The sequence below is a fragment of the Devosia sp. genome (genome assembly GCF_036406155.1).
Lineage (GTDB): Bacteria > Pseudomonadota > Alphaproteobacteria > Rhizobiales > Devosiaceae > Devosia_A.
Map to the genome: position 1 here is coordinate 1 of NZ_DASWVV010000065.1, position 23,725 is coordinate 23,725.

General features: G+C 69.7%; 25 protein-coding genes. 6 read left to right on the forward strand and 19 right to left on the reverse strand.

The genetic code is table 11. The features are described from left to right. Positions 1–802: 802 nt before the first annotated feature. Positions 803–2,647 carry an ABC transporter transmembrane domain-containing protein gene (locus tag VGD93_RS04045; RefSeq protein WP_395009433.1) on the reverse strand — a complete coding sequence of 615 codons (1,845 nt, stop codon included), beginning with the start codon at positions 2,645–2,647 and terminating at the stop codon, positions 803–805. A 190-nt stretch (positions 2,648–2,837) separates the two neighbouring features. On the opposite strand from VGD93_RS04045, the gene rpmE reads away from it, so the two are divergent. Continuing rightward, positions 2,838–3,059 carry a 50S ribosomal protein L31 gene (gene rpmE, locus VGD93_RS04050; protein WP_395009435.1) on the forward strand — a complete coding sequence of 74 codons (222 nt, stop codon included), beginning with the start codon at positions 2,838–2,840 and terminating at the stop codon, positions 3,057–3,059. A gap of 81 nt (positions 3,060–3,140) precedes the next feature. On the opposite strand, the gene VGD93_RS04055 is transcribed toward rpmE, so the two are convergent. After that, positions 3,141–3,665 (reverse strand): DUF1465 family protein, encoded by a 525-nt coding sequence (locus VGD93_RS04055; RefSeq protein ID WP_395009436.1) that lies wholly within the window; start codon positions 3,663–3,665, stop codon positions 3,141–3,143. A gap of 153 nt (positions 3,666–3,818) precedes the next feature. On the opposite strand from VGD93_RS04055, the gene VGD93_RS04060 reads away from it, so the two are divergent. After that, positions 3,819–4,625, forward strand: coding sequence for an alpha/beta hydrolase (locus VGD93_RS04060; protein WP_395009438.1), 807 nt, complete (start codon positions 3,819–3,821; stop codon positions 4,623–4,625). Positions 4,626–4,676: 51 nt separating this feature from the next. Here VGD93_RS04060 and VGD93_RS04065 read toward each other — a convergent pair whose 3' ends face one another. The 3 genes from VGD93_RS04065 to VGD93_RS04075 form a co-directional block, all read right to left on the reverse strand. Continuing rightward, the gene (locus VGD93_RS04065) at positions 4,677–5,144 is read right to left on the reverse strand and encodes a DUF992 domain-containing protein (protein ID WP_395009440.1); all 468 of its coding nucleotides are present in this window, start codon (positions 5,142–5,144) and stop codon (positions 4,677–4,679) included. A gap of 134 nt (positions 5,145–5,278) precedes the next feature. Next, entirely contained in the window at positions 5,279–6,613 is a 1,335-nt protein-coding gene (locus VGD93_RS04070; RefSeq protein ID WP_395009442.1) for an ATP-binding protein, read from the reverse strand. Then, positions 6,613–7,269: a response regulator transcription factor gene (locus VGD93_RS04075; protein ID WP_395009444.1), complete on the reverse strand. Its 657-nt coding sequence runs from the start codon at positions 7,267–7,269 to the stop codon at positions 6,613–6,615. Before VGD93_RS04075 ends, VGD93_RS04070 begins: the two co-directional genes overlap by 1 nt. 138 nt (positions 7,270–7,407) lie before the next feature. Here VGD93_RS04075 and VGD93_RS04080 point away from each other — a divergent pair, with 138 nt between their 5' ends. Then, complete coding sequence (locus VGD93_RS04080; protein ID WP_395009446.1) at positions 7,408–7,902, forward strand: PepSY domain-containing protein; 495 nt, start codon at positions 7,408–7,410, stop codon at positions 7,900–7,902. A 97-nt stretch (positions 7,903–7,999) separates the two neighbouring features. On the opposite strand, the gene rpsU is transcribed toward VGD93_RS04080, so the two are convergent. From rpsU to VGD93_RS04100, 4 genes are all read right to left on the reverse strand, one after another. Continuing rightward, positions 8,000–8,242, reverse strand: coding sequence for a 30S ribosomal protein S21 (gene rpsU / locus VGD93_RS04085; RefSeq protein WP_395009486.1), 243 nt, complete (start codon positions 8,240–8,242; stop codon positions 8,000–8,002). Positions 8,243–8,398: 156 nt separating this feature from the next. Next, entirely contained in the window at positions 8,399–9,490 is a 1,092-nt protein-coding gene (locus VGD93_RS04090) for a 5-(carboxyamino)imidazole ribonucleotide synthase (protein ID WP_395009448.1), read from the reverse strand. Then, positions 9,477–9,974: a 5-(carboxyamino)imidazole ribonucleotide mutase gene (gene purE, locus VGD93_RS04095; protein ID WP_395009449.1), complete on the reverse strand. Its 498-nt coding sequence runs from the start codon at positions 9,972–9,974 to the stop codon at positions 9,477–9,479. Before purE ends, VGD93_RS04090 begins: the two co-directional genes overlap by 14 nt. Before the next feature lie 79 nt (positions 9,975–10,053). Next, positions 10,054–10,269 (reverse strand): YdcH family protein, encoded by a 216-nt coding sequence (locus VGD93_RS04100; protein ID WP_395009451.1) that lies wholly within the window; start codon positions 10,267–10,269, stop codon positions 10,054–10,056. A gap of 164 nt (positions 10,270–10,433) precedes the next feature. On the opposite strand from VGD93_RS04100, the gene VGD93_RS04105 reads away from it, so the two are divergent. Further along, on the forward strand, positions 10,434–10,610 hold the full coding sequence (locus VGD93_RS04105; protein WP_395009452.1) for a YdcH family protein: 177 nt from the start codon (positions 10,434–10,436) through the stop codon (positions 10,608–10,610). Between the two features lie 69 nt (positions 10,611–10,679). On the opposite strand, the gene VGD93_RS04110 is transcribed toward VGD93_RS04105, so the two are convergent. The 4 genes from VGD93_RS04110 to VGD93_RS04125 all read right to left on the reverse strand — a co-directional run bounded on the left by VGD93_RS04110 (position 10,680) and on the right by VGD93_RS04125 (position 15,276). Further along, positions 10,680–11,447 (reverse strand): sulfite exporter TauE/SafE family protein, encoded by a 768-nt coding sequence (locus VGD93_RS04110; protein WP_395009454.1) that lies wholly within the window; start codon positions 11,445–11,447, stop codon positions 10,680–10,682. Positions 11,448–11,473: 26 nt separating this feature from the next. Further along, positions 11,474–13,369, reverse strand: a complete 1,896-nt coding sequence (locus VGD93_RS04115; RefSeq protein WP_395009456.1) for a cation:proton antiporter — start codon at positions 13,367–13,369, stop codon at positions 11,474–11,476. A gap of 39 nt (positions 13,370–13,408) precedes the next feature. Further along, the gene (locus VGD93_RS04120) at positions 13,409–14,131 is read right to left on the reverse strand and encodes a DUF1013 domain-containing protein (protein WP_395009458.1); all 723 of its coding nucleotides are present in this window, start codon (positions 14,129–14,131) and stop codon (positions 13,409–13,411) included. A gap of 98 nt (positions 14,132–14,229) precedes the next feature. Further along, a complete protein-coding gene (locus tag VGD93_RS04125) occupies positions 14,230–15,276 on the reverse strand; it encodes an NAD(P)H-quinone oxidoreductase (RefSeq protein WP_395009460.1) in 1,047 nt (348 codons plus the stop codon). Positions 15,277–15,358: 82 nt separating this feature from the next. Here VGD93_RS04125 and VGD93_RS04130 point away from each other — a divergent pair, with 82 nt between their 5' ends. After that, positions 15,359–15,544, forward strand: coding sequence for a DUF1192 domain-containing protein (locus VGD93_RS04130; RefSeq protein ID WP_395009462.1), 186 nt, complete (start codon positions 15,359–15,361; stop codon positions 15,542–15,544). 253 nt (positions 15,545–15,797) lie between these two features. Here VGD93_RS04130 and VGD93_RS04135 read toward each other — a convergent pair whose 3' ends face one another. The 6 genes from VGD93_RS04135 to VGD93_RS04160 form a co-directional block, all read right to left on the reverse strand. Next, positions 15,798–16,442 carry a DsbA family oxidoreductase gene (locus tag VGD93_RS04135; protein WP_395009464.1) on the reverse strand — a complete coding sequence of 215 codons (645 nt, stop codon included), beginning with the start codon at positions 16,440–16,442 and terminating at the stop codon, positions 15,798–15,800. A gap of 96 nt (positions 16,443–16,538) precedes the next feature. Next, positions 16,539–17,942 carry an NAD(P)(+) transhydrogenase (Re/Si-specific) subunit beta gene (locus VGD93_RS04140; protein ID WP_395009466.1) on the reverse strand — a complete coding sequence of 468 codons (1,404 nt, stop codon included), beginning with the start codon at positions 17,940–17,942 and terminating at the stop codon, positions 16,539–16,541. A 4-nt stretch (positions 17,943–17,946) separates the two neighbouring features. Next, positions 17,947–18,309, reverse strand: a complete 363-nt coding sequence (locus VGD93_RS04145) for a proton-translocating transhydrogenase family protein (RefSeq protein WP_395009468.1) — start codon at positions 18,307–18,309, stop codon at positions 17,947–17,949. Continuing rightward, complete coding sequence (locus VGD93_RS04150; RefSeq protein WP_395009470.1) at positions 18,310–19,599, reverse strand: Re/Si-specific NAD(P)(+) transhydrogenase subunit alpha; 1,290 nt, start codon at positions 19,597–19,599, stop codon at positions 18,310–18,312. It abuts the gene before it with no gap. A gap of 84 nt (positions 19,600–19,683) precedes the next feature. After that, entirely contained in the window at positions 19,684–19,929 is a 246-nt protein-coding gene (locus VGD93_RS04155; RefSeq protein WP_395009472.1) for an aa3-type cytochrome c oxidase subunit IV, read from the reverse strand. A gap of 243 nt (positions 19,930–20,172) precedes the next feature. Continuing rightward, entirely contained in the window at positions 20,173–22,017 is a 1,845-nt protein-coding gene (locus VGD93_RS04160) for a M3 family oligoendopeptidase (RefSeq protein ID WP_395009474.1), read from the reverse strand. 185 nt (positions 22,018–22,202) lie between these two features. Here VGD93_RS04160 and VGD93_RS04165 point away from each other — a divergent pair, with 185 nt between their 5' ends. Continuing rightward, positions 22,203–23,669 (forward strand): sigma-54-dependent transcriptional regulator, encoded by a 1,467-nt coding sequence (locus VGD93_RS04165; RefSeq protein ID WP_395009476.1) that lies wholly within the window; start codon positions 22,203–22,205, stop codon positions 23,667–23,669. Positions 23,670–23,725 lie beyond the last annotated feature (56 nt).

Consider the following 23,725-nt stretch of genomic DNA (forward strand, 5'->3'; position numbering starts at 1 on the left):
CCCTGCCGCTGCCGGCGGGGGCCCTGCCTTCGGCAGCCGGGCAGCGGCTGCCAGTGTCGCGAGGCGACCGAGCGTATCGGTCGCCCGACCCGTCACGGACCGGCCTGGCCGGGACGACTCCCGGCCTGCCCGGCCGGCGGCGCCCCAACCACTCGTCATGATCTCGCTTCGGGGCGCCGCTGGGGAGGAGCATAGGGCCGGTGCAGGGGGCGGGGATTACTTCTTCCGGCGCGCTGCGACTGCAGCACCCGTGCCCCGCGGCACCACCCCCTCCCCGACCCTCCCCGCGCTGACGCGGGGGAGGGTGAAGAGGGCGTTGCGGCCGGTTCCGGTGGGTGCAGGGAAGCGTGCGGCCGGTTCCGGGGGGTGAGGCGAGCATTGCGGCTGGTTCCGGCCGGTGATGGTGGCCGCTGCCGGCCTTGGTGGCACCCTCGCGCCAAGCGCACCGGGGGACACCCTCCCCCTTGTGGGGAGGGTTGGGGAGGGGGGCACCCGCCCGCCGCGCCGGAGAACAGTCGCGACCGCACGATCCGGCCCCAACCGCAGGTCCCGCTGTCCCCTGGCAGGGAGGGTGCCGACTGCGGCACCCGGCCCGCGGCACCACCCCCTCCCCGACCCTCCCCACGCTGGCGCGGGGGAGGGTGAAGAGGGCGTCGCGGTAGCGTTCCGTGGGGTGGGACAGGTGGAGCAGGACCCTCTCGAGCCCGGGGAATCGGCAGGCAGCGCCGTCTCCCCTCGTGGGAGAAGGTGGCGAAGCCGGATGAGGGGCAGTGCCGTCCCTCCCCCTCACCAGAGCCGTCGGTTACTGCGCCGCCCCGGCGACTTCGCCGCGTTCGGCCGCCGGCTCGTCGTAGCGGAACTGCAGCCGCGCCAGCTCGGCATAGCGCCCGCCCTTGCTGACCAGCTGGCGGTGCGTGCCCTGGTCGATGAGGCGGCCCTTCTCGAGCACGAGGATGCGGTCGGCGTCGCGGATGGTGGCGAGGCGGTGGGCGATGACCAGCGTCGTGCGCCCGGCCATCAGCCGCTCGAGCGCCAGTTGCACCAGTTGCTCGCTCTGCGCGTCGAGCGCCGATGTCGCCTCGTCGAGCAAGAGGATCGGTGCGTCCTTGAGCAGCGCCCGGGCGATGGCGAGCCGCTGCTTCTGGCCGCCCGACAGCATGACGCCGCGCTCGCCGACGACGGTCTGGTAGCCGTCCGGCAACTCGACGACGAAATCGTGCACCAGCGCCGCCTTCGCCGCCGCCTCCACCTCGGCATCGCTGGCCTCGGGCTTGCCGAAACGGATGTTCTCGGCGACGGTGCCGGCAAAGATCGTCGGCTCCTGCTCGACATAGGCGAAGCGGCGCCTGAGCTCGGCGGTGTCCACGGTCCGGATGTCGACCCCGTCCACGAGGATGCGGCCGGCATCGACGTCGTAGAAGCGCTGCACCAGCGCGAACACCGTAGACTTGCCGGCTCCGGAGGCGCCGACCAGCGCAACCGTCTCGCCCTTGTTCACGGCGAGGCTCAGCCCGTCGATGATCTTCTCGTTGTCGCGCGTCTCGTAGGTGAAATGGACGTCCTCGAAGGCGACGGTGCCGAGCGGCGGCTGCGGCAGGGGCGCCGGGACCGCCGGCACGGCGAGCGTCGAGCGCGTGTCGAGGATCTCGATCAGCCGCTCGGTGGCGCCGGCGACGGTCTGCAGCGTGCCCATGATTTCCGAGATCGAGGACAGCGCATTGGTCGCCATCAGCGCGTAGATCATGAACTGCGCCAGTTCGCCCGCCGTCACGGCGCCGTCGAACACCGCCTTGGCGCCCCACCACACCAGGGCGACGAGCGCCGCGGTGACCATGAACATGATGCTGCCCACCAGCGCCGCGCGCGCCCCCAGCCGCGTCACCTCGGCTTCGTAGCTCGCCTCCGCGCGCTCGTCGTAGAGGCGGCTCTGGTGCGGCTCCTGCACGAAGCTCTTGATCGTCTTGGTGGCGCCCAGCGCCTCCGTCGCCATGGCGCTCATCTCGGCCAGCGCGTCCTGGGTGCGGCGCGACATGCGCCGCAGGCGCCGGGCGAGGATGATGACGGGAATGATGATCGAGGGCGCGATGATGACCACGGCCAGCGCCAGGTAGGGGCTGGTGAGGAACATCATGGTGACCGCCCCGGCCATGACCACCAGCCCGCGCAGGGTCATCGACAGGCTCGAGCCGATGGCGCTGCGGATGGTGGCGACGTCGCCGCTGAGCCGCGACGTCAGTTCCCCCACCCGGTGGGTGTCGAAGAAGGCCGCGTCAAGCGTCAGCAGATGGTCGAAGACGTTGCGCCTGAGGTCGGTGAGCACGCGCTCGCCCAGGATCGACACGAAGTAGAAGCGGGCGGCGCTGGCCGCGGCCATGACCGCGGCGATGCCGATGATGAGCCAGCCATAGGCCGACACCATCTGCAGGTTCTGAGCGATGAAGCCCTGGTCGATGACCTTGCCGGCGATGGCCGGGATGGCGAGCGAGGTGACGGCCGCGACGAGCAGGAAGGAGAGGGTGAAGGTGAGCCGCCACGGATAGCGCAACACGAAGGGCAGCAGCCGCCGCAACGGCTTCAGGGACTTGGGATCGACCCGGCCCGGCTCGCCCTTGCTGCCAAGGCGATTGGTCGAACGAGGCTCCCTCATTATGCGCGGACCCATTCTCAAAGTGGCTCCGATATAGGGTCGATGCCACCCGCCCGCAACGGAATTCGCGGCCGCCGCGGCTTTATGGCCCGGCGCACTTGCGGCGGCGCCGGTTTTTCTCTATGTACGCGGCCAATCCAGTCCACGTTCTCCGGGCGCGCTTCGCGCCCGTTTGATTTGAGGCGTCGCCATGAAGAAAGACATCCACCCCGACTACCACATGATCACCGTGGCGATGACCGACGGGACCACGTACCAGACGCGCTCGACCTACGGCAAGGAAGGCGACACGCTGCAGCTCGACATCGACCCGACCACGCATCCGGCCTGGACCGGCGGGACGGGCCAGCTGATGGACCGTGGCGGCCGCGTCACGCGCTTCAAGGAACGCTTCAAGGGCCTCGGGCTCTAAGTCCCGCGCGCAACGGCGGCATGCAGGCCCGGCCCTGGCGCCGGGCTTTTTGCTGCCCGCGCATCGCTTCGAGGCAACGCTCTATTCCCTGAGCCGGCTGTAGGCGGCCTTGAGCCGGCTGAGCTGGTCGGCGATGCCGTTGACGGCCGCCTCGGCAGCGTCGGGCAGGCTGCCGCGCTCGAGCCGGTCGAACTGCTGCACGCGCTGGAACAAGCGGTCGCCCTTGACGATGAAGGCGCGCAGCCGTTCGGGCAATTCGGCATAGCCGGGGCCGCCACGTTCGGACGGCGTCGCCGAGAACTTCACCTTTTCCTTCTCGGAGCGGGCGCTCTCGGCCGTCAGCTCGCCCTCGTTCACCGCCCGCTGCAGCAACAGCCACGAGGCGAGCTGCATCAGCCGGGTGGTGAGGCGCATCGACTCGGTGGCGTAGACGAAGCCGGCCTCGCGCGGCAGGTCGCGGCTTTCGGCGCGGCCGTCGCCGTCGAGATAGGCGGCCACTTCCTCGATCAGCGCCATGCCCTCGCGATAGAGCGCGTCGAAGCCGCCCGACGCGACGATGCGCGGGCCGATGGCAACGGCGGGTGACTGCTCCTGCTTGTCGTTCACGCTGCTTCTGCTGCTCCAGGCGTCCAATTGTACCGGCACGGCGCGCCGCCGTCACCTGCTTGCCCACAGATTGCTTGCGGGACGCTTAATGGCGCCGGCTTGCCTTCCGCCGCCGATGGCGCTCAGATGGCCCGCCAGGGGGAGGCCACGCCAATGAAACTCGTGCGCAACATCCTCGCCGGCCTCGCGGTGCTGGCGATCATCGCCTATCTCGGCATCCTCGCCGGGCTGTATTTCCTCCAGCGCGACTTCCAGTACGATCGCGGCGGCCGCATGTTCGCGCTCAGCGAGACGGCGCTGACCAACGCCGAACTGGTCAGCATCCCCACCGAAGGCGGCGCCGCCCTCGCGGGCTGGTACGCGCCGCCGCAGGCAGGCAAGCCCACCATCCTCTATTTCCGCGGCAATGCCCGCAGCTTCTCGCGCGAATACGGCCGCTACGAGCAGTTCGTCGCCGACGGCTACGGCTTCCTCGCCTTCGACTATCGCGGTTTCCCCGGCTCGCCCGGCGAGGTGAGCGAGGAGGCCATCCTTGCCGACGGGCTGGCGGCCTATGACTGGCTCGCGGCCAAGGGCGGGCGCATCGTGTTGTGGGGCCGCTCGCTCGGCTCGGGGCCGGCCACCTACGTCGCGGGCCGGCGCGAGGCCGCGGCGCTGCTGCTCGAAACGCCGTTCGACTCGGCGGTCGCGGTGGCCGCCGACCGTTACGGCTTCCTGCCGGTGGGGCTCTTGATGTTCGACCAGTTCCCGGTCGACAGCTGGATCGCCGACGTAGACGAGCCGGTGTTCGTCGCCCACGGCACCGCGGACAGCACCATCGCGGTCAGCCATGGCGAGCGCGTCTACGCCCTGGCCCCGGTCAAGGCCGGGTTGTGGATCGAGCCGGATGCCGACCACGCCGATCTGTGGGAGCACGGGCTGTGGCGGCGCGCCAAGACATTCTTCGAGAGCGCGCCGTAGCGCCGTGCGGCAACGCCGGCCCCGGAGGGCCGGCGCGGAAACGCCCCCCTGCTAGCGCAGGCGCAGGCCGGCGGCGGCGAAGGAGAGATTGACGCCGGTCTGCGCCTGGATGCTCCACGGCTGCAGCGCGAAGCCGCGCCGCGAGCCGCCGATCAGCCAGTTGCCGCCGAGCCCGACGCCCAGCGTCGCCTCCGACGAGCCGCCGACATAGGTGCCGGCCAGCGAGCGCTTCTTGACGTTGGCGGCCGAGGCCGAGAACACCAGCCACTCGATCTGGGTGCGCTCCGTGAAGCCGACATCGAGCCCCACCTTGGTGATGGTGCCGCGGTAGATTTCGGTCTTGTGGCCCTTGCGGATGAACCGGCAGGTCATGTCCTTCTGCGAGCCCAGGACCAGCCCGATGCCGGGCTCGACCGAGCAGGACAGGCGTCCGACCTGGACGCGGCTTTCCGCCTGCGCCGGCATCGCGGACGCGGTCAAGGCAGCGGCAGCGACGGCCGCGGCAAGCAATTTCTTCATGGTGATATCCCTCAATCTGTTCAAACGCCCCGTGCGGCGCGCCTTTAAGTCATCGGCGCGGCACCGGCAACCCCCCACACAACGGGGCGAGCATAGCAGAACCGGCGCCGCCGTGGCAAAGCCGGGCCTGCCCGTCACGCGACGCCGCCCAGGTGCAGCACGGCCTCGAAGCCGTCGGAGCGGCCCGGGATGGGGGAATTGAGCTCGAGCCGCCCTCCGGTCTGCGCCATGATGGTCTCGACGATGGCGAGGCCGAGCCCCGAGCCGTGCGCCGCCGTGCGCCCGCGCACGAAGGGGGTCTTGAGCGTGCCCGTATCGACGGCGGGGCCGCCATTGGAGACGCGAATGGTGGCGTCGGCCCCGACCCTCACTCGCACCGGTTCCGCCGCGCCGCCATGCAGCAGCGCATTGTCGATGAGGTTGCGCACGGCGATGGCGAAGGCGTCGCGGTCGAGCGCCCGCGTCAGCCCGGCCCCGGGCTCGACCAGCAATTCGAGCCGGCCGTCGGCGCCCTGCCGGCGCGCACAGTCCTCGACCACGAGGCGCAGGACCGGCAGCAGGTCGACCGGTCCGGCGGCGACCGCGATCCCGGCCTCGGCCCGCGACAGCTGCAGCAGCTTTTCGGACAGGTCGCCCAGGCGCTTGAGGCCGGCCTCGATGCTGCGGGCCCGCGCCGCCTGCGGCGTGCCCTCGAGTTCGCCGACGAGCAGTTGCGTTTGCGCGAGACTGCCGGCGATCGGCGTCCTCAGTTCGTGTGCGGCGTTGGAGGCAAAGGCCCGCTCGGCGGCGAAGGCCCGGCGCAGCCGTTCGAGCAGCCGGCCGACCGCCGCCGCGATGGGCGCCAGCTCCGCCGGCAAGTCCATGGGCTTGAGCGGGCTGAGATTGGAGGCGTCGCGTCCGGCGATCTCGCGCTGCAGCTCCTTGACCGGCGCGAGCCCGCCGCGCACCGCGAGCCAGATGCCGAGCGCCGCCAGCGGGATGACGGCGGCCAGCGGCAGGAACAGCGAGGCCGCCGCTTCCATCAGCGACCCCTGGCGGTGGCTGAGCGGCTCGGCGACCTGGATGAACAGCGACCGGCGGCGCAGCTTCTCGGTGTAGATCCGGAACTGGCCCGCATCGGCGAAACCCGGCTTGAGCGCCGCGCCATAGCCCGCCTCGGGCGCGTTGCGCGAACGCAGCAGCACCTCGCCGTCGGCGCGCCGGACCTGGTAGGCGAGCAGGTCGCCGCTGCCGCCGTCCTCGAAGCCGGGGATCTCGTGGCGCTCGTCGTCCTCCTCCAGTTCGTGCAGCTGCTCGGCGGCCAGCGTCAGCAGACGCTGCGCCGTCTGCCGCAGGGCGCCGTCGAAGCTTTCCTCGAGTTCGGCCCGCAACAGCATGGTGGCGGTGCCGGCCGCCGCCACCCACAGCACCACCATGCCGATGGTGAGGGTGAGGATCAGGCGGCGGGTGAGCTGGCGCGGCCGGGCCATCACGTCCCCATGGAGTAGCCGAGCCCGCGCGCCGTCAGGATGGCGTCGCGGCCCAGCTTCTTGCGCAGCCGGCTGACATGCACCTCGACCGCATTGCTCTCGATCTCGCTGCCGAATTCATACAGCGTGTCCTCGAGCTGGGCGCGCGAGACGACGGCGCCGGGGCGGCGGATCAGCCGCTCGAGGATCGCCCATTCGCGCGCCGTGAGTTCGATCTTGCGGCCGGCAACGGTCACCAGCCGCAGGGCCTGGTCGACCTCCAGGGTGCCGACGCTGACGATCGGGTTGGGATTGCCGGCGTAGCGCCGGGCGACCGCCGCCAGCCGGGCCGACAGCTCGGACAGGTCGAACGGCTTGACCAGGTAGTCGTCGGCGCCGGCATTGAGCCCTTCGATGCGGTCGGAAATCTGGTCGAGCGCTGTGAGGATCACCACCGGGGTCACGTCGCCGGCACGCCGGCGCCGGCGCAGGAACTCGACGCCGCGGCCGTCGGGCAGCATCAGGTCGAGCAGGATGAGGTCGTAGGGCACCCCGGTCAGCGCGTCCGCCGCCAGGTCCAGCCGATCGACCCAGTCGACGGCATGGCCGCCGGCGGCGACGTGGTCGCGCACCGCCTCGCCCAGCGTCCGGTCGTCCTCGATCAGCAGGATCCGCATGCCTGTACCCCCAAAAGGGCAGCATCCTATGGGCACGACCTGACGGCAAGCTGAAGTCGCAGGCGATGCCGCGTCAGCCTGTCGTCAGCCTGTCGGCGCAAGACCGCAGCAGGAGCCAAATACCGAAAGGACCCGCTCATGAAGACCCCCCTCGCCGCGCTTGCCGTGCTCGCCGGCACGTTCCTCGCCAGCCCGGCCTTCGCCGCGACCGCGACCCCCGCCGCCCCCACCGCTGCCCCTGCCGCCAATGCCTGCGCCCTGCCGGCGGGAACGGTGGCACAGTCCCGCGACGCGCTGCGGCAGAAGCTGCAGGCCGAGGGCTGGCAGGTCCGCCGCATCAAGCGCGCCGACGGCTGTTATCGCGTCGTCGCCGTCAAGGCGGACGGCACCCGTCTCAGGGCCCGGTTCAATGCGGCAACGCTCGAGGAGGTGCCCGCCCCTGCCCCGGCCGCAGCCCCTGCCCCGGCCTCGGCCCCGGCGGCGGCAGCGGCCGGCGGCAGCGTCGATGCCTTCCTCGCCAACCTGCAGGGGGCTTCGGGCACGGCCACCGCCTGCGGAGACGACGACGACGACGATGATGATGATGATCATGACGATCGGCGCCGCCGTTTCCGGGATCACGACGACGACTGACCGAGGGGCCGCGGCCATCGCCCGCGGCACCACTGCCCCAAACCACAACGCCGTCCCCAGGGGACGGCGTTTGCATTTTTTTCCGGAGCGGGTCCGCTTACGGACGAGCAGCGCGGGCAGCCGCGGCAGGGCTCGGCAGGCCGCCCTCGCGCTGGGCGCGCTTGCGCGCCAGCTTGCGGGCGCGGCGCACGGCCTCGGCCTTCTGGCGTGCCTTCTTTTCCGAGGGCTTCTCGTAGTAGTTGCGCAGCTTCATCTCGCGGAAGACGCCTTCGCGCTGAAGCTTCTTTTTCAGCGCCCGCAGCGCCTGATCGACATTGTTATCGCGAACAACTACTTGCAAGCGAATCCGCCCTTCGTGAATCGGCATAACTGGTTTGAATGGAACGCGAAGGCCAGCAGGCATCCGCGCGGACCAGCCGAAACCGGCCCTCGTGGAGGCGCTATATAATCCAACTGCAAGGGCTTGTCCACTGCCGCAATCGGCTAAAAAACGCCGCTATGGCAGCGGCGTGCGGATGCGTACGCGGTTGATGTGACCCATCTTCCGGCCCGGCCTGACCTCGGCCTTGCCGTAGGCGTGCGGGCGCTCCCCGGCACCCAGAGTTCGCGGCAGGGCCTCGATCTCGTCGCCGATCTGGTTCTCCATCACCACGTCGGCAAGGCGCGTCGGGTCGCCCAGCGGCCAGCCGAGCACGGCCCGGACGTGCTGCTCGAACTGGTCGGTGACGCACACCGCCTCGGTCCAGTGCCCGGAATTGTGGACCCTGGGGGCGATCTCGTTGACGAGCAGCGCGCCGTCGGCGAGCACGAAGAACTCGACGCCCAGCACGCCGGCGTAATCGAGCGCACCCACGATCGCCTCGGCCACTTCGCGCGCCTGCCGCGCCGTCTTCGCCCCGATCGCGGCCGGTACTGTGCTGGTCTTGAGGATGTGCTCGCGGTGGACGTTCTCGGCCGGATCGAACGCCGCCGTCTCGCCGCTGCCGTTGCGGGCGACGACCACCGAGATCTCCTTTTCGAACGGCACGAAGGCCTCAAGCACCAGCGGCTTGGGCGCCAGCGCGGCGTAGGCGTCGGCCGCTTCCGCCGCCGTCCGGATCAGGCGCTGGCCCTTGCCGTCATAGCCGAGCCGCGTGGTCTTGAGGACGGCAGGGACGCCGATCTCGTCCAGCGCAGCGTGCAGCGCCGCGAGGTCGGGGATGGCGGCAAACGGCGCCACCGCGATGCGGTTGACGGTGAGAAAGGCCTTTTCGGCGAGCCGGTCCTGCGCCACGGCCAGGGCGCGGGCGTCCGGGCGCAGCGGCTTCAACCCGGCAAGGAACGCCGCCGTGCGGGCCGGCACGTTCTCGAATTCATAGGTGATCACGTCCACCGCGGCGGCGAAGGCGGCAAGCGCCGCCTCGTCCTCGTAGGCGGCGACGGTCTTGTTCGGCGTGACATCGAAGGCCGGGCTGAGCGGATCGGGGCAGTAGATATGCGTCTTCATCCCCAGCCGGGCCGCGGCCAGCGCCAGCATGCGCCCCAACTGCCCGCCGCCGAGGATGCCGATGGTGCTGCCCAGCGGCAGCGGCGCGCTATTCCGGCTCATCGACGGGAAACTGCGCGACGGCATCGGTCTGCTCGCGGCGCAGCGCCTCCAGCCGGGCGTCGATTTCGGGATCGCCGAGCGCCAGCACGGCGGCCGCCAGCAGCGCGGCATTGGTGGCCCCCGCCTCCCCGATGGCGAGCGTGCCCACCGGCACCCCCGCCGGCATCTGCACGATCGAGAGCAGGCTGTCCTGGCCGTTGAGGGCCCGCGATTTGACCGGCACCCCGAGCACCGGCAGCGTCGTCAGCGCCGCGATCATGCCCGGCAGGTGGGCGGCGCCGCCCGCCCCCGCGATGATCACCTTGAAGCCGTCGGCCTTGGCATTGGTGGCAAAGTCGTAGAGGCGTCCGGGCGTGCGGTGGGCCGACACGATGCGGGCCTCGTAGTCGATCTTGAGCTGATCGAGCGTCTCGGCGGCGTGGCGCAGCGTCGGCCAGTCGGACTGGCTGCCCATGACGATGGCGATCGGCGGTGAATCGAGCATGGCAAGCGGCCCCTCCGGCCCCGGCAGGAACCGGCGTTTAGCCTGAAACGCCCCGGGCGTTCAAGCGCGCTGTCGTCCTTCAGGCGATGATGTCGGGGATCAGCAGGTTCTCGAGCTGGGCAATGCGGTCCTTGAGCGCCAGCTTGCGCTTCTTGAGCCGCTGGACGAGCATCTGGTCGGCCAGCCCCGAGGCGGTCAGCGTGTGGATGGCGGCGTCGAGATCGGCGTGCTCCTGGCGCTTGGACGCCAGTTCGAGCCCGAAGGCTGCTTCCTGTTCCTTGGTCAGCGGCAGCATGCGACGACGTTGTCCGGAGGTTGTCGCGGCGTTCTCATCCGGAGATAGCGTAGTGCGGCGCAATTTGCACCAGCTTTTCCGTGACAACGTTGTGCGCGGCGGGCGTCGACAAGCCGGCGATTTTTTGGGAGCATGAGGCGTCACCAAGCTCGAAAGGAGTGGACATGACGACTGAAAGCCACATCGCTGCACTTGAGCGGCGCCACCGCGACCTCGACCGCCAGATCGAAGAGGCACTGGGACACCCCAGCTACGACGACCTCGAGGTCGCCGCCCTCAAGCGCAAGAAGCTCGAAGTCAAGGATGAACTCACGAGGTTGCAGGCCGGCACCGTCGCGTAAGGCAGCCGCTTTCGTCCACTGTGAGGCCACGGCAGCCGCCGCGGCCTCTTTTGTTTTCCGGCACCGAAATCAGACGGGCGCCGTCAGGAACAGGTCGGCGACCCCGTCATGGATGAGCTTGAGGCCGAGCAGGAAGATCAGCCCGTAGGCGATGTGGTAGAAGATGTGTGCGGGGACGCGCCGCACCAGCCAGATCCCGGCGAGCATGCTGAGGCCGGCAACCGGCAGCAGCGCCGCCGCCAGCTCCAAATTGGAGACCGACAGCTGGCCCAGCACGTAATAGGGATAGAGCTTGGAGACGTTGACCACGGCGAACACCACCGCCGCGGTGCCGGCGTAGATATTGGGCGCGAGCCGCAGCGGCATGGTGTAGACCTGATAGGGCGGCCCGCCGGTGTGGCTGATGAAGCTGGTGAAGCCGGCGACGGTGCCCCAGAACCAGCCCCACGGGCGCGAGGCGGGGACGGTCTCCAGCTTCTTGCGCAGCGGCAGCCAGGCATCGAGCGCGAAGACCACGCTCATGATGCCGAGCAGCAGCCCGACCACCGATTCGTCGACCACCGCCGACAGCGCCCAGCCGATCAGCGTGCCGGCCATGGCGCCGGGGATGACGATGCGGAAGATCCTCCAGTCCACCTCGCGCCGGTAGATGACGAGAGCGGCCGCGTCGAGCACCAGCAGCAGCGGCAGGGTCATGCCGGCGGCCTGGGGCGTCGGCATGACCATGGCGAGCAGGGGCACGGCTACGGCACCCAGGCTCGCCGCGAAGCCGGATTTGGACAGGCCGATGAGGATGGCGGCGGCGGCCGCGCAGACGATGAACAGCGGATCGGGCATGCTCGGCGGACCGACGGAAGGTGGCGCTAGTCGGAGGCTGCCTTGGCCGGCTTGTCAATATCGGGGACGGGAGCGGCCGCGCCCTCGTCCGGCTCCTCCCGGGACAGCCGGTCGGCCCGCATCACCTCGTCGAGCATCTCCGTGGAGCGGCGGACGAAGCCGATATAGGCATCGCGGTCGTGGCGGACGGCATAGGAGTCGCGCAACATCTTCATGTCGTGCGCCTCGAAGGCCACGGCCAGCCGGTGGGCACTGTCCGGATCGTGCCCGAGGGCGACGAGCGCCTGCTCGCCCAGATGGATAGCCGAGCGGAAGGTTTCGCGCTCGAAGATGGTGACGCCGAGCGCCATCAGGTCGTGGGCGTGGTTGCGGTCGACGGCGCGCGCGGCGATGGTGACGTGGGGAAAGTGCCGCCGGATGAGGTCGGCGATGGCGAGGATGCGTTCGCCGCCGGCGACGGCGATGATGATCATCTCGGCATCGGCCGCCCCGGCCGCCCGCAGGATGTCGAGCCGGCCGCCATCGCCGTAGAAGACCTTGACGCCGAAGCGCTTGACCAGCTCGATCTGGGCCGGGTCGTCGTCGATCAGGGTCATCTCGAAGCCCTGGGCCCTGAGCATGCGCGTGACGATCTGGCCGAAGCGGCCGTAGCCGAGCATGATGACCTTGTGCCCCTCGATGGCTGCGCCGTCGCCCGCCTCGATCGCGTCGCGCGCATGCAGGCGCGGCGCCCACAACTTGTCGTAGAGCAGGATGAGCAGCGGTGTCGTCGCCATCGACAGGGCCACGACCACCGTCAGCACCTCGACCTCGGCAGCGCCGAAGACCCCCTCGACGCGGGCGAACTGCAGGACGACGAAGGCAAACTCCCCCGCCTGGCTCAGCAGGATGCCGAGCAGGAGCCGCTCGGCCACGTGCATCCTGAACAGGGTGGCGAGCGCGAAGATCACCACCAGCTTGATGCCGACCAGCGCCGCCACCAAGGCCAGCACCGTGAGCGGGTCGTCGAGCAGCGCCGAAAACGCGATCGAAGCCCCCACCGACATGAAGAACAGCCCGAGCAACAGGCCCTTGAACGGCTCGATATTGCTCTGCAACTCGTGCCGGTACTCGCTGTCGGCCAGCAGCACGCCGCCGAGGAAGGCCCCGAGCGCGGGCGAGAGTCCGATCGAGTCGAGGGCCACCGCCGCCCCGATCACCAGCATCAGCGCCAGCGCCGTGAACGCCTCGCGCACATTGGTCATCGCCACGAAATGCATGAGCGGGCGGATCACGTAGCGGCTGGCGAGCATGGCCGCGGCGAAGGCGCCGACGATGGTGGCGGCCACCACCCAGCCGCGCGGGCCGGTCACCTCCTCGGCCACTTCCACCGCCCCTTCGGCGAGGGCGTCGACGGGGCTGCCGGTGGTCACCGCCAGCACCGGGATGAGGGCGAGGATGGGGATGACCGCGACATCCTGCACCAGCAGGATGGCAAGGCTCGCCCGCCCGGTGTCGGTGCGGGTGATGGAGCGCTGCGCCACCGACTGCATGGCGATGGCGGTCGAGGACATGGCCAGGGCCAGGCCGGCGATCAGGGCCGCCTGCCAGGGCACGGCGGACAGCGCCAGCAACGCCGAGAGGATTGCCGCGGTCAGCGCCAGCTGCGGCAGGCCGAAGCCGAGCAGCTTGCTGCGCATGCGCCACAGTTCCGCCGGGTGCAGCTCGAGCCCGATCAGGAACAGCATCATGACGATGCCCCAGTCGGCGACCTGGTGGATGGTCTCGCTATCGGCCAGCACGCCCAGGCCATAGGGGCCGATCAGGATGCCGGCGGCGAGATAGCCGATGATGGTGCTGAGGCCGGCCCACTTGGCCAGCGGCGCCAGGGCGACCGCCGCCGCCAGCAGGATGAGGAGTGCGAGCAGGAAATTGCCTTCCATGGTGCATCACCTGCCCGCGGCCCGGTCCTCGCCGGGCGCCTATTGATCCGCGGAATCACCCTTGAGGGATTTGAGCTTGGCAAAGACAGACTCCGCGTCAAGCTCTTCCTCGTGTTCCGGACGGCGCGCCGCCGCCTCTTCGCTGGCCGCCGCCATGCCGGTGCGGCCGCCGGCCGAGGCCAGCGCCTCCTCGGCGGTAAGCAGCATGGTGCCCTGGTCGGCCTCGTCGGGCACGTTGGCGCCCTTGCTGGCGCGCTTGACCTCGAGATCGAGGTCGATCTGGCTGCACAGGCCCAGCGTCACCGGGTCCATGGCCGACAGGTTGGCGGTGTTCCAGTGCGTGCCTTCGCGCACCGAATCGATGGTCGACTTGGTGGTGCCGACCAGCCGCATGATCTGCGCATCCTTCATCTCGGGATGGTTGCGCAGCAGCCATTTGATGGCGTTGGGGCGCTCGTTGCGACGCGAGATCGGGGTGTAGCGCGGGCCCTTGCGCTTGGCGACGGCGACCCGCACCTTGGGGTCGCTCATCTTCATGCGGTAGCTGGGATCGGCCTCGGCCTTCTGGATCTCCTCGCGCGTCAGCTGCCCGTTCTGGATCGGGTTCACGCCCATGATCCCGCCGGCGACGTCCCCGTCGGCGACGCCCTGCACTTCCAGCGGGTGCAGATTGCAGAAGGCGGCGATCTGCTCGAAGGACAGCGAGGTGTTGTCGACCAGCCAGACGGCCGTGGCCTTGGGCATCAACAGTGGAGTGGCCATAGGATAAATCTCTCTCTCAGGCGCGGCACGGGAGCTTCCGCGCCGCCCTCCTCTTTGCTTCATGCTGAGGGGGGAATGAGCGCAATATAAAGAGCGGGCTACAGGTTTTCAATTGCTTTGTCCGGCGCCCCGCCGCCGTTTCGCAGGCTTTGACCGAACGCGGTGACGAGCACGAGCTTGCCGTAATTGTCGCGCCGCTCCATCTGGGCGTGCCCCCGCGCCGCCTCTTCGAGCGGCAAGGCGCGGATGCGCGGCGGCACGACGCGGCCATCTGCCAGGGCCGGCCACACCGAGCGGCGCAGGCTGTCGGCGATCGCCGCCTTGGCCTCGGGTGGTTGCGGCCGCAGCGTGGAGCCCGAGACGGTGAGCCACTTCATCACCAGCTTGCCGGCGCTGATCTCCGACAGCTTGCCGGCCACCGCCGCGACCTGGACGATGTGGCCGCCGCGGGCGCAGGCCTCGATGTTGCGCGCCAGGTAGTCGCCCCCGACCATGTCGATGACGCGGTCGGCGCCGTGCCCGCCGGTCAGCGCCAGCGTCCGCGCCACGAAATCCTCGCTGGTGTGCTCGATCACGGCGACGGCGCCGAGTCGGCTGGCATAGGCGCCCTTCTCGGCGCTGGAGACGACGGCGATGGGGAGGGCCCCGTGCAGGCGTGCAAGCTGGATGGCGGCGCCGCCAATGCCGCCGGCCGCCCCGTGCACCAGCACGTGCATGCCGGGCGCGATACCGGCGCGCAGCACCAGCGTTTGCTCGACGGTGAAGAACGTCTCGGGCAGCGCCGCCGCGGCGGCGAGGCTCCAGCCTGCCGGCAGCGGCAGCACCTGGCCCGCCGGTACCGCCACGTACTCGGCGTAGCCGCCGCCATTGGTCAGCGCCACGACCTCGTCGCCCGGCCGGAACGGGCCGGCGCCGCTGACGATCGTACCGGCCACCTCGAGGCCGGGGAGCGGCGAGGCATCGGGCGGCGGCGCGTAGGTGCCCCGCCGCTGGCCGAGGTCGGGGGCGTTGATCCCGGCCGCGGCGACGCGGATCAGCACCTCGCCGGGCGCCGGCTGCGGCACCGGGACCCGGACGGGCGTGAGGACTTCGGGACCGCCGGGGGCGGCGATGGCGATGGCAGTCATGAGATCGGGCGTGTGCATGGCTTCCGATTAGGGCGCCGGCGCTTGCCTCGCAAGCGGCGCCGCGCCAGATTTGTGCCGTGACCAGCGCGGGAGGACGCCGATGTTCGATGATGACGAGGTGAAGCGGCCCAAGGCCCACGAGGTCGGCATGCCGATCGACGCCATGTCGGTGGAAGAACTCGAGGCGCGCATCGGCCTGCTCGAGGGGGAGATCGCCCGGCTGCGCCAGGCCATTGCCGCGCGCCACCAGACCAGGGCGGCCGCCGATTCGCTGTTCAAGCGCTGAGTCCGCCCCCTCAAAGCCGGCGCCCCCGGGGGCGACAGCGGCGTTCCGACGCCCGCCGCGCAGACTCCGCTAACGTGGTGAGAGTTTTTCAAGGTTAAGCGAACCGGAATCATTAACCTTCAATTAAACTCTCTGCGGTAACTTTCGATTCATCCAGTTCTCTGGATTTGCAGAGTGGTTTCTCCCTCTGTTTGACGCCTCCCTGTTAACTTTCGAGAGCCGTTTCGACGGCTCTTTTCTTTTTCCGCGCCGGTTACGCCGCGTCGGCGTCGGCGAGCACCTGCCGCAGCACGCGGTCGAAGGCGTCCTGCGGATAGCAGCCCGACAGCGCGTAGCGCCGGTTGAAGACGAAGAACGGAACACCCCGGATCCCCTGCCGGGCGGCGGCGACGGCGAGATCGTGGGTTTCGCCGAGCGCATCCGGATCGGCCATCACCTGCAGCGCCTCCTCGCGGGCATAGCCGAAGCGGACGGCGATGTCGGCGAGCACCTCGTCGTCGTTGATCTGGCGGTGTTCCATGAAATAGGCCCAGATGATGGCGTTGGCCAAGGCGTGCTGGGTGCCCTTGACCCGTGCCAGCCGCACCAAAGTGTGGCCCTTCGCCGTGGGATAGGAACGCGGCTGCCGCGACAGGTCGAGGTCGATCCCAGAGGCCCGCGCCTCCCCCTCGACGCGGTCCCACATCTCCCGGGGCTCGCGCCCGTATTTCTCGCGCAGCATGTCGGCGACGACATGGCCCTCGGCCGGGGTCTCCGGGTCGAGATAGAACGGATGGTTCTCGACGTCGACCACGACGTCCTTGGGCAGCGCGGCGATCGCCCGGTCGAGCCGGGCCGCCCCGATCAGGCACCACGGGCATACCGTGTCGGTGAACAGGTCGACCTTGAGCTCTTGCATGCGGGACTCCATAGCGGCGTGCCCAACACATGCGCGCCCCCGCCTTGCCGCGCAAGAACGCACACCGATGTGACCGGCCCCGGCTCCCGGAACCGGTCAGGCGAACGCCTTGACGATCTCCTCGGTGACCTTCTTGGCATCGCCGAACAGCATCATGGTGTTGTCGCGGAAGAACAGTTCGTTCTGCACCCCGGCGTAGCCCGCGGCCATGCCGCGCTTGATGAACAGCACGGTGCCGGCGTCCTCGACGTTGAGCACCGGCATGCCGTAGATCGGCGAGGTCTTGTCGGTCTTGGCCGAGGGGTTGGTGACGTCGTTGGCGCCGATGACGAAGGCGACGTCGGCGGTCCGGAACTCGGAGTTGATGTCCTCGAGTTCGAACACCTCGTCATAGGGCACGTTGGCCTCGGCCAGCAGCACGTTCATGTGCCCCGGCATGCGACCGGCGACCGGATGGATGGCGTACTTGACCTCGACGCCTTCCTGCTTGAGCAGGTCGGCCATCTCGCGCACCGCGTGCTGGGCCTGCGCCACGGCCATGCCGTAGCCGGGCACGATGATGACCTTGGAGGCGTTCTTCATCATGAAGGCGGCGTCGTCGGCCGAGCCCTGCTTGACCGGGCGCGTCTCCTCGGCGCCGCCGGCGGCGGCAGTCTCGCCGCCGAAGCCGCCCAGGATCACGGAGATGAAGCTGCGGTTCATCGCCCGGCACATGATGTAGCTCAGGATGGCGCCCGAGGAGCCGACCAGCGCGCCGGTGATGATCAGCGCCGTATTGCCCAGCGTGAAGCCGATGCCGGCCGCCGCCCAGCCCGAATAGGAGTTGAGCATGGACACCACCACCGGCATGTCGGCGCCGCCGATGGGGATGATCATCAGCCCGCCCAGGGCCAGCGCGAGGATGGTGATGAGCCAGAAATAGACCGGATCGGCAGTGACCGTGAACAGGTAGACGAGCCCGACCAGCACCAGTCCGAGCACGATGTGGATGGCGTGCCGCGCCGGCAGCAGGATGGGCTTGCCGCTCATGCGCCCGTCGAGCTTGAGGAAGGCGATGACCGAGCCGGTGAAGGTGAAGGCGCCGATGGCAACGCCGAGGCTCATCTCGATCAGCGCCTGCGTGTGGATGTGGCCGGCCGCATCGGCGATGCCGAAGGCCGCGGGCGCATACAGCGCCGCGGCGGCGACGAACACCGCCGCCAGACCGACCAGCGAGTGGAACGCGGCGACCAGTTGCGGCATGTCGGTCATCTTGACCGTACGCGCCATCCAGGCGCCGATGCCGCCGCCGATGGCGAGGCCGCCCACGATCAGCAGCCAGGACAGCACATCGCTGGGGCCGGCCACGGCCAGGGTGGTGACGATGGCGATCGCCATGCCGACCATGCCGTAGCGATTGCCCTGGCGCGCCGAGGCCGGGCTCGACAGGCCGCGCAGCGCCATGATGAACAGCACGCCGGCGATCAGATAGAGCAGCGCGGCGATATTGGCGTCGATCATCGGATCAGCCCTTCTTCTTGTACATGGCCAGCATGCGCTGGGTGACGAGGAAGCCGCCGAAGATGTTGACGCTGGCGAAGATCAGCGCGACGAAGCCGAAAAGCTTCGAAATCCAGCTCGCATCCGCCGCGAGGTGCACACCGACGGCGAGCAGCGCGCCGACGACGATCACCGAGGAGATGGCGTTGGTCACGCTCATCAGCGGCGTATGCAGCGCTGGCGTGACGCTCCAGATGACGAAATAGCCCACGAAGATGGCGAGCACGAAGATGGCGAGGCGGAAGGTGAAGGGATCGATCGTGCCGCCCGTCGCGGTGCTGAGCGCAGCGCCGGCGGCGTCGGCGACCTGTTCGGCCGTGGTTTCCATCTACTTCGTTCCCTTTGCAGCGGGTTTCTTGCCGGCGGGCTTGCTGCCAGCGGGCTTGCTGCCAGCGGGCTTGCCGGCGGCGGACTTTCTGGCGGGGGCCTTGGCGGCGGGCGCCTGCTTCGCCGCGGCCGGGGTCGCGGCCGGCTTGGCCGCCGCGGCGGCACTGGCGATATTGGCATGCACCACGGCGCCGTCGCGGGTCAGCACGGTGGCCTTGACCAGTTCGTCCTCCCAGTCGACCGCCAGCCGCTTCTCCTTCTTGTCGACCAGCGTCTCGACGAAGGCGAGCAGGTTGCGCGCGTAGAGCTGGCTGGCGCTGGAGGCGACGCGGCCGGCAACGTTGGTATGGCCGACGATGGTGACGCCGGCGTGGGTCACCACCTTGCCGGGCTGGGTGAGTTCGCAGTTGCCGCCGCGCTCGGCGGCCAGGTCGACGATCACCGAGCCGGGCGCCATGCTCTCGACCATCGCCTTGCTGATCAGCTTCGGGGCCGGACGCCCCGGGATCAGCGCCGTGGTGATGACCACGTCCTGCTTGGCGATGTGGCTCGCGGTCAGCTCGGCCTGCTTCTGCTTGTACGCCTCGGACATCTCCTTGGCGTAGCCCCCGGCAGTCTCGGCCTGCCGGAATTCGTCGTCCTCGACCGCAATGAACTTGCCGCCGAGGCTTTCCACCTGCTCCTTGGCCGCCGGCCGCACGTCGTTGGCGGAAACCACCGCGCCCAGCCGCTTGGCGGTCGCGATCGCCTGCAGGCCGGCGACGCCGGCGCCCATGATGAAGGCCTTGGCCGGCCGCACCGTGCCCGCCGCCGTCATCATCATGGGAAAGGCGCGGTCGAAATTGGCGGCCGCGTCGATGACGCCCTGGTAGCCGGCGAGGTTGGCCTGGCTGGAGAGCACGTCCATGACCTGGGCGCGGGTGATGCGCGGCATGAACTCCATGGCCACCGCCGTCACCCCGGCCACCGCCAGCGCGGCGATCTCCCCCTCGTGGCCGTAGGGATCCAGCATGCCGATCACCAGCGCCCCCTTGGCCACCCCCTTGACGAGGGCGGCATCCGGCCGCCGCACGGCGAGCACGATGTCGGCGCCCTTGAGCGCCGCCTCGGCGCCGGCCACGATCTCGGCGCCGGCCGCCTTGTAGTCGGCGTCGGGAAAGCGTGCCGCTTCGCCCGCCCCCGCCTCGATGACGACGACGCCGCCCAGCCCGATCAGTTTGGCAACCGTCTCGGGCGTCGCGGCGACCCGGGTTTCGCCCGCGGCCCGCTCGCGCACTATCGCGATTCTCATCAAGCTCTCCTGATCGTCACGGGCACCGGGCCGTTCCGGCCGGTGGCCGGCGCATGATCTGCGCAGTGCATGGGTGCCGGCGCGTCAGCGGCGGGCGCGCGTCACCACCAGCCAGACCGCACCCACCGGGATCGCCAGCAGCAGCACGGTGCCCAGCACCGGCTGATGCGCCTCGATGAAGCAGTAGAGCGCCAGCAGCGTGAGCGCCAGGCCCGCGACGACGTAGCGCGTCAGCTGCAGGAAGGCGCGGTACGTGCCCTCGTGCTGAGCGTAGTCCATCGCGGGAGAGACCTCGTCGGCGGTTGCAGCAGCGGCAGGTTTCTTGGCCATAGGCTCCTCGTTCACTCCAAGTTCAGTCGCGGTGCCTGCAGGCGCCGCGTCCGGGTTGCCCCACGGGGCCTGCGCAGGCCATGACGCTCGAGCTTGATCTGCCCCAAGGCAATGACCGGCGTGCCCCGCCCCGTACCCGTCCGCGCCCGGCGCGGTGGGGAGGGTCCCCGCGCTCTCATACTTCGCGGCACCGCCCCGCACAAGTCGACGCGGCCGGTTTACCAGTGACGAATGCGCTCACCTTTACGGCCGCCCGGGTCCGGGAGGCTGCATTCCCGCCAGCTCGTCGATCAGCCGCTCGATCATGGACAACCCCAGCGCCCAGAAGCCGGGCTCGCGCGCATCGAGCCCGAACGGCGCGAGCAACTCGGAATGGTGCTTGCTGCCGCCGGCGCGCAGCAGCTCGAAATAGCGCTCGGCGAAGCCGTCGCTCGATTTCTCGTACTGCGCGTAGAGCGAGTTCACGAGGCAATCGCCGAAGGCATAGGCGTACACATAGAAGGGGGAATGGATGAAGTGCGGGATGTACGACCAGAAGATGTCGTAGCCCTCATTGAGCCGGATGGCCGGCCCGAGGCTCTCGCGGCTGACCTCGAGCCAGATCTCGCCCAGTTCTTCGGTCTTGAGCTCCCCCTGCCGGCGGGCGGTATGGACGCGCCGCTCGAAGCTGTAGAAGGCGATCTGGCGCACCACCGTGTTCAGCATGTCCTCGACCTTGGCGGCGAGCATGCTGAAGCGCTGCGTCTCGTCCGTGGTCTTTTCCAGCATCGAACGGAAGGTCAGCATCTCGCCGAACACGCTCGCCGTCTCGGCCAGCGTCAGCGGCGTGGGCGCCATCAGGGCGCCCTGCGGCGCCGCCAGGCGCTGGTGCACGCCGTGCCCCAGCTCATGCGCCAGGGTCATCACGTCGCGGGCCTTGCCCAGGTAGTTGAGCATCAGGAACGGGTGCGCGCTGGGCACCGTCGGGTGGGCAAAGGCGCCGGGCGCCTTGCCGTCCCGGACCGGGGCATCGATCCAGCCGCGTTCGAAGAACGGCTCGGCGAGGCGCACCAGCTCCGGCGAGAAGCGGCCATAGGCCTCGAGCACGGTGGTCTTCGCCGCCTCCCAGTCAAAGACGCGGTCGTCGGCCGAGGGCAGCGGGGCGTTGCGGTCCCAGGCCTCGAGCCGCGGCTTGCCGAACCATTTCGCCTTCATGGCGTAATAGCGGTGCGACAGGCGCGGATAGGCCTGCTGCACCGCCTCCTGCAGCGCGTCGACCACCTCGCGCTCCACCGAGTTCTCGAGGTGGCGGCTGTCGGCGATGTCCTTGAAGCCGTGCCAGCGGTCGGCGATCTCCTTGTCCTTGGCCAGCACGTTGGTGATGTGCGTGAGCAGGCGCGCATTGGCGTGCAGCGTCCCGGACAAGCCGTGGAACGCCGCCTCGCGCTTGTTCTCGTTGCGATCCGAGAGCAGGTTGAGCGTCGCCTCCAGCCCGAGCTGCTCGCCCTCCACGTCGAACTTGAGGGACGCCATGGTTTCGTCGAACAGCCGGTTCCACGCCGCGGCGCCGGTCATCGACTTCTCGTGGAACAGTTCCTCCACCCGGTCTTCGAGCTGATACGGCCTGGCCTTGCGCAGTTCCGTGAACCACGGCCGGTAGCGACCCAGCGCCGGGTCCTCGGCGAGCGCCGCCTCCAGCGCCGCCTCGTCGACGCGGTTGAGTTCGAGCCCGAAGAAGATCAGCCGGCTCGACAGGTCGGTGAGCGCCTGGTTCATGTCGCCCATGAACTTGGCACTGTCCGCATCCTGGGTGTTGCGCACATATTGCAGGAAGGCATAGGAGCCGAGCCGGCCCATGAGGTCGCTGAGGTGTTCATAGCGCCGGATGACGTCGAGCAGCCCGCCGCCCGGGCGGGCATGCAAGGCCAGCTTGCCCTTGTAGGCGGCCTCGAACGCGGCCGCTTCTTCCTTCGCCCGCTCGAGGTCGACCTTGAGCGCTTCGGCATCGCGGGCCGGATAGAGGTCGGTGAGGTCCCATACCGGCAGCGTACCGAACTGGCTGCGGGCGGACTCGAGGGCAAGCTCGGTGGAGCGCGGCAGTGTGGTCATGGCGGTGGCTTTCGCTCTTGGCTCGGGGGCCGGACCATAGCCAGCCGCCTCGGCGCTGCCAAGCCGGCCGCGGCGGCGCGCCCTGGCTTAAAACCCTCTTAACCCGCGCGCGCCATCCTGCCCCAAAACGGCACAGCCCGATTCGGCCCGAGCGCCGGCGGGCGCCGAACCAGGTACGGAGCCAGATGACGCGCCTTCTCATTGTCGACGACGATCCGGGGCAGCTGCAGCAGACAGCGGAGGCGGCCAGGGCGGCCGGCTACGTCGCCGTCACGGCGGCAAGCGGCCAGCAGGCGCTGGCGGCGCTGCGAGCCGACCCTGGCCTCGGCGTCGTCGTCCTCGACCTCGTCATGCCCGACCTCGACGGCATGGCGGTGATGGAGGCCATGGCGCGCGCCGGGCTTGCCACGCCCGTGATCATCCAGGCCGCGAGCCCGGCGCTCGAGACCGCCGTCTCTGCCCTGCGCCAGGGCGCCGCCGACGTCGTGTCCAAGCCGGTGACGCCGGACCGCCTGTTCGTCGCCGTGCGCAACGCGCTCAGGTTCGCGGCGCTGGAGACGGTCGTCCGCAGCGCGCGCAACCGCCATGCCGGCGCGCCGACACCGGCCGACATCGTCACGCAGGCGCCGGCGATGGAGCGCGTCCTCAACCTCGCGGACAAGGCGGCACGGAGCGCCCTGCCGGTGCTGATCGAAGGGGAGCGGGGAACCGGCAAGGAACTGCTCGCCCGCGTCATCCAGGCCATGAGCGAGCGGGCGGGCAAGCCCTTCGTCATCGTCGATTGCGCCGCCATCGCGGCCGACCTCGTGGACGCGACCCTGTTCGGGCACGGCAGGGGCGGCACGGCCGGCGCCGGCAGCTTCGCCGCCGCCCAGGGCGGCGTGCTGTTCCTCGACGAGGTCGGCGAACTGCCGCCGGCGACACAGGCCAAGCTGCTGCGCGCCGTGCAGCACGGCGAGATCGAGCCGGCCGGTGGCGGCCGCACCGAGCGCGTCAATGTGCGCGTCATTGCCGCCACCAGCCAGCGGCTGCTCAACCTCGCCCGGGCCGGCAGCTTCCGCGAGGATTTGTATTACCGCCTCAACGTCCTGCCCATCTACGTGCCGCCGCTGCGCGAGCGCCGCGAGGACATCGCCCCGCTCGCCGCACATTTCATCACCCGGGATGCCGCCGAGACGGGCCGGCGCGTCCTCGGCCTCTCCCCCTCGGCGCTGAACCTGCTGGCCGGCTACGACTGGCCCGGCAACGTCCGCGAACTGGAGAACGCCGTCTATCGTGCCGTGGCGCTGGCCGGCGCGACCGAACTGGAGCCGGCCGACTTTCCACTCATACTCGCCCAGGCGGAAGGGCGCGAGGAGGCGCGGCGCGTAACGGCAGCCCTGCCGCCCGCCGAAGCGCCCGTACATATCGACGCGGTCATCCCCCGCCCCCGGGCGGTGGAACGCGAACCCGCCCGCGACCGTTTTGTCGATGCCGGCGGCGAAGTCGCCGCGCTCGCCGACCTCGAACGAGAACTCATTGCCTTTGCCCTGCAGCACTATGGCGGGCGCCTGTCGCGGGCAGCGCGGGCGCTCGGCATCGGCCGCTCGACGCTGTACCGCAAGCTGCGCGAATACGGCTTCGACGAGGGGCTGCAAAGCGACGCCGCGTAGGCTTGGGCGTTGCACGAACGTCACAGACAGGTTTCACGAAATCGCGAGGAATTGTC

What these genes read in the sequence shown, in the direction of transcription:
- VGD93_RS04105 (WP_395009452.1), top strand. Translation starts at nt 10,434, where the DNA reads ATGACGACTGAAAGCCACATCGCTGCACTTGAGCGGCGCCACCGCGAC.
- VGD93_RS04125 (WP_395009460.1), bottom strand. Translation starts at nt 15,276, where the DNA reads ATGCACACGCCCGATCTCATGACTGCCATCGCCATCGCCGCCCCCGGC.
- VGD93_RS04150 (WP_395009470.1), bottom strand. Translation starts at nt 19,599, where the DNA reads ATGAGAATCGCGATAGTGCGCGAGCGGGCCGCGGGCGAAACCCGGGTC.
- VGD93_RS04130 (WP_395009462.1), top strand. Translation starts at nt 15,359, where the DNA reads ATGTTCGATGATGACGAGGTGAAGCGGCCCAAGGCCCACGAGGTCGGC.
- VGD93_RS04140 (WP_395009466.1), bottom strand. Translation starts at nt 17,942, where the DNA reads ATGATCGACGCCAATATCGCCGCGCTGCTCTATCTGATCGCCGGCGTG.
- VGD93_RS04060 (WP_395009438.1), top strand. Translation starts at nt 3,819, where the DNA reads ATGAAACTCGTGCGCAACATCCTCGCCGGCCTCGCGGTGCTGGCGATC.
- VGD93_RS04155 (WP_395009472.1), bottom strand. Translation starts at nt 19,929, where the DNA reads ATGGCCAAGAAACCTGCCGCTGCTGCAACCGCCGACGAGGTCTCTCCC.
- rpmE (WP_395009435.1), top strand. Translation starts at nt 2,838, where the DNA reads ATGAAGAAAGACATCCACCCCGACTACCACATGATCACCGTGGCGATG.
- VGD93_RS04145 (WP_395009468.1), bottom strand. Translation starts at nt 18,309, where the DNA reads ATGGAAACCACGGCCGAACAGGTCGCCGACGCCGCCGGCGCTGCGCTC.
- VGD93_RS04110 (WP_395009454.1), bottom strand. Translation starts at nt 11,447, where the DNA reads ATGCCCGATCCGCTGTTCATCGTCTGCGCGGCCGCCGCCGCCATCCTC.
- VGD93_RS04090 (WP_395009448.1), bottom strand. Translation starts at nt 9,490, where the DNA reads ATGAGCCGGAATAGCGCGCCGCTGCCGCTGGGCAGCACCATCGGCATC.
- VGD93_RS04160 (WP_395009474.1), bottom strand. Translation starts at nt 22,017, where the DNA reads ATGACCACACTGCCGCGCTCCACCGAGCTTGCCCTCGAGTCCGCCCGC.
- VGD93_RS04100 (WP_395009451.1), bottom strand. Translation starts at nt 10,269, where the DNA reads ATGCTGCCGCTGACCAAGGAACAGGAAGCAGCCTTCGGGCTCGAACTG.
- VGD93_RS04070 (WP_395009442.1), bottom strand. Translation starts at nt 6,613, where the DNA reads ATGGCCCGGCCGCGCCAGCTCACCCGCCGCCTGATCCTCACCCTCACC.
- VGD93_RS04065 (WP_395009440.1), bottom strand. Translation starts at nt 5,144, where the DNA reads ATGAAGAAATTGCTTGCCGCGGCCGTCGCTGCCGCTGCCTTGACCGCG.
- VGD93_RS04135 (WP_395009464.1), bottom strand. Translation starts at nt 16,442, where the DNA reads ATGCAAGAGCTCAAGGTCGACCTGTTCACCGACACGGTATGCCCGTGG.
- purE (WP_395009449.1), bottom strand. Translation starts at nt 9,974, where the DNA reads ATGCTCGATTCACCGCCGATCGCCATCGTCATGGGCAGCCAGTCCGAC.
- VGD93_RS04165 (WP_395009476.1), top strand. Translation starts at nt 22,203, where the DNA reads ATGACGCGCCTTCTCATTGTCGACGACGATCCGGGGCAGCTGCAGCAG.
- VGD93_RS04075 (WP_395009444.1), bottom strand. Translation starts at nt 7,269, where the DNA reads ATGCGGATCCTGCTGATCGAGGACGACCGGACGCTGGGCGAGGCGGTG.
- VGD93_RS04120 (WP_395009458.1), bottom strand. Translation starts at nt 14,131, where the DNA reads ATGGCCACTCCACTGTTGATGCCCAAGGCCACGGCCGTCTGGCTGGTC.
- VGD93_RS04080 (WP_395009446.1), top strand. Translation starts at nt 7,408, where the DNA reads ATGAAGACCCCCCTCGCCGCGCTTGCCGTGCTCGCCGGCACGTTCCTC.
- VGD93_RS04115 (WP_395009456.1), bottom strand. Translation starts at nt 13,369, where the DNA reads ATGGAAGGCAATTTCCTGCTCGCACTCCTCATCCTGCTGGCGGCGGCG.
- VGD93_RS04045 (WP_395009433.1), bottom strand. Translation starts at nt 2,647, where the DNA reads ATGAGGGAGCCTCGTTCGACCAATCGCCTTGGCAGCAAGGGCGAGCCG.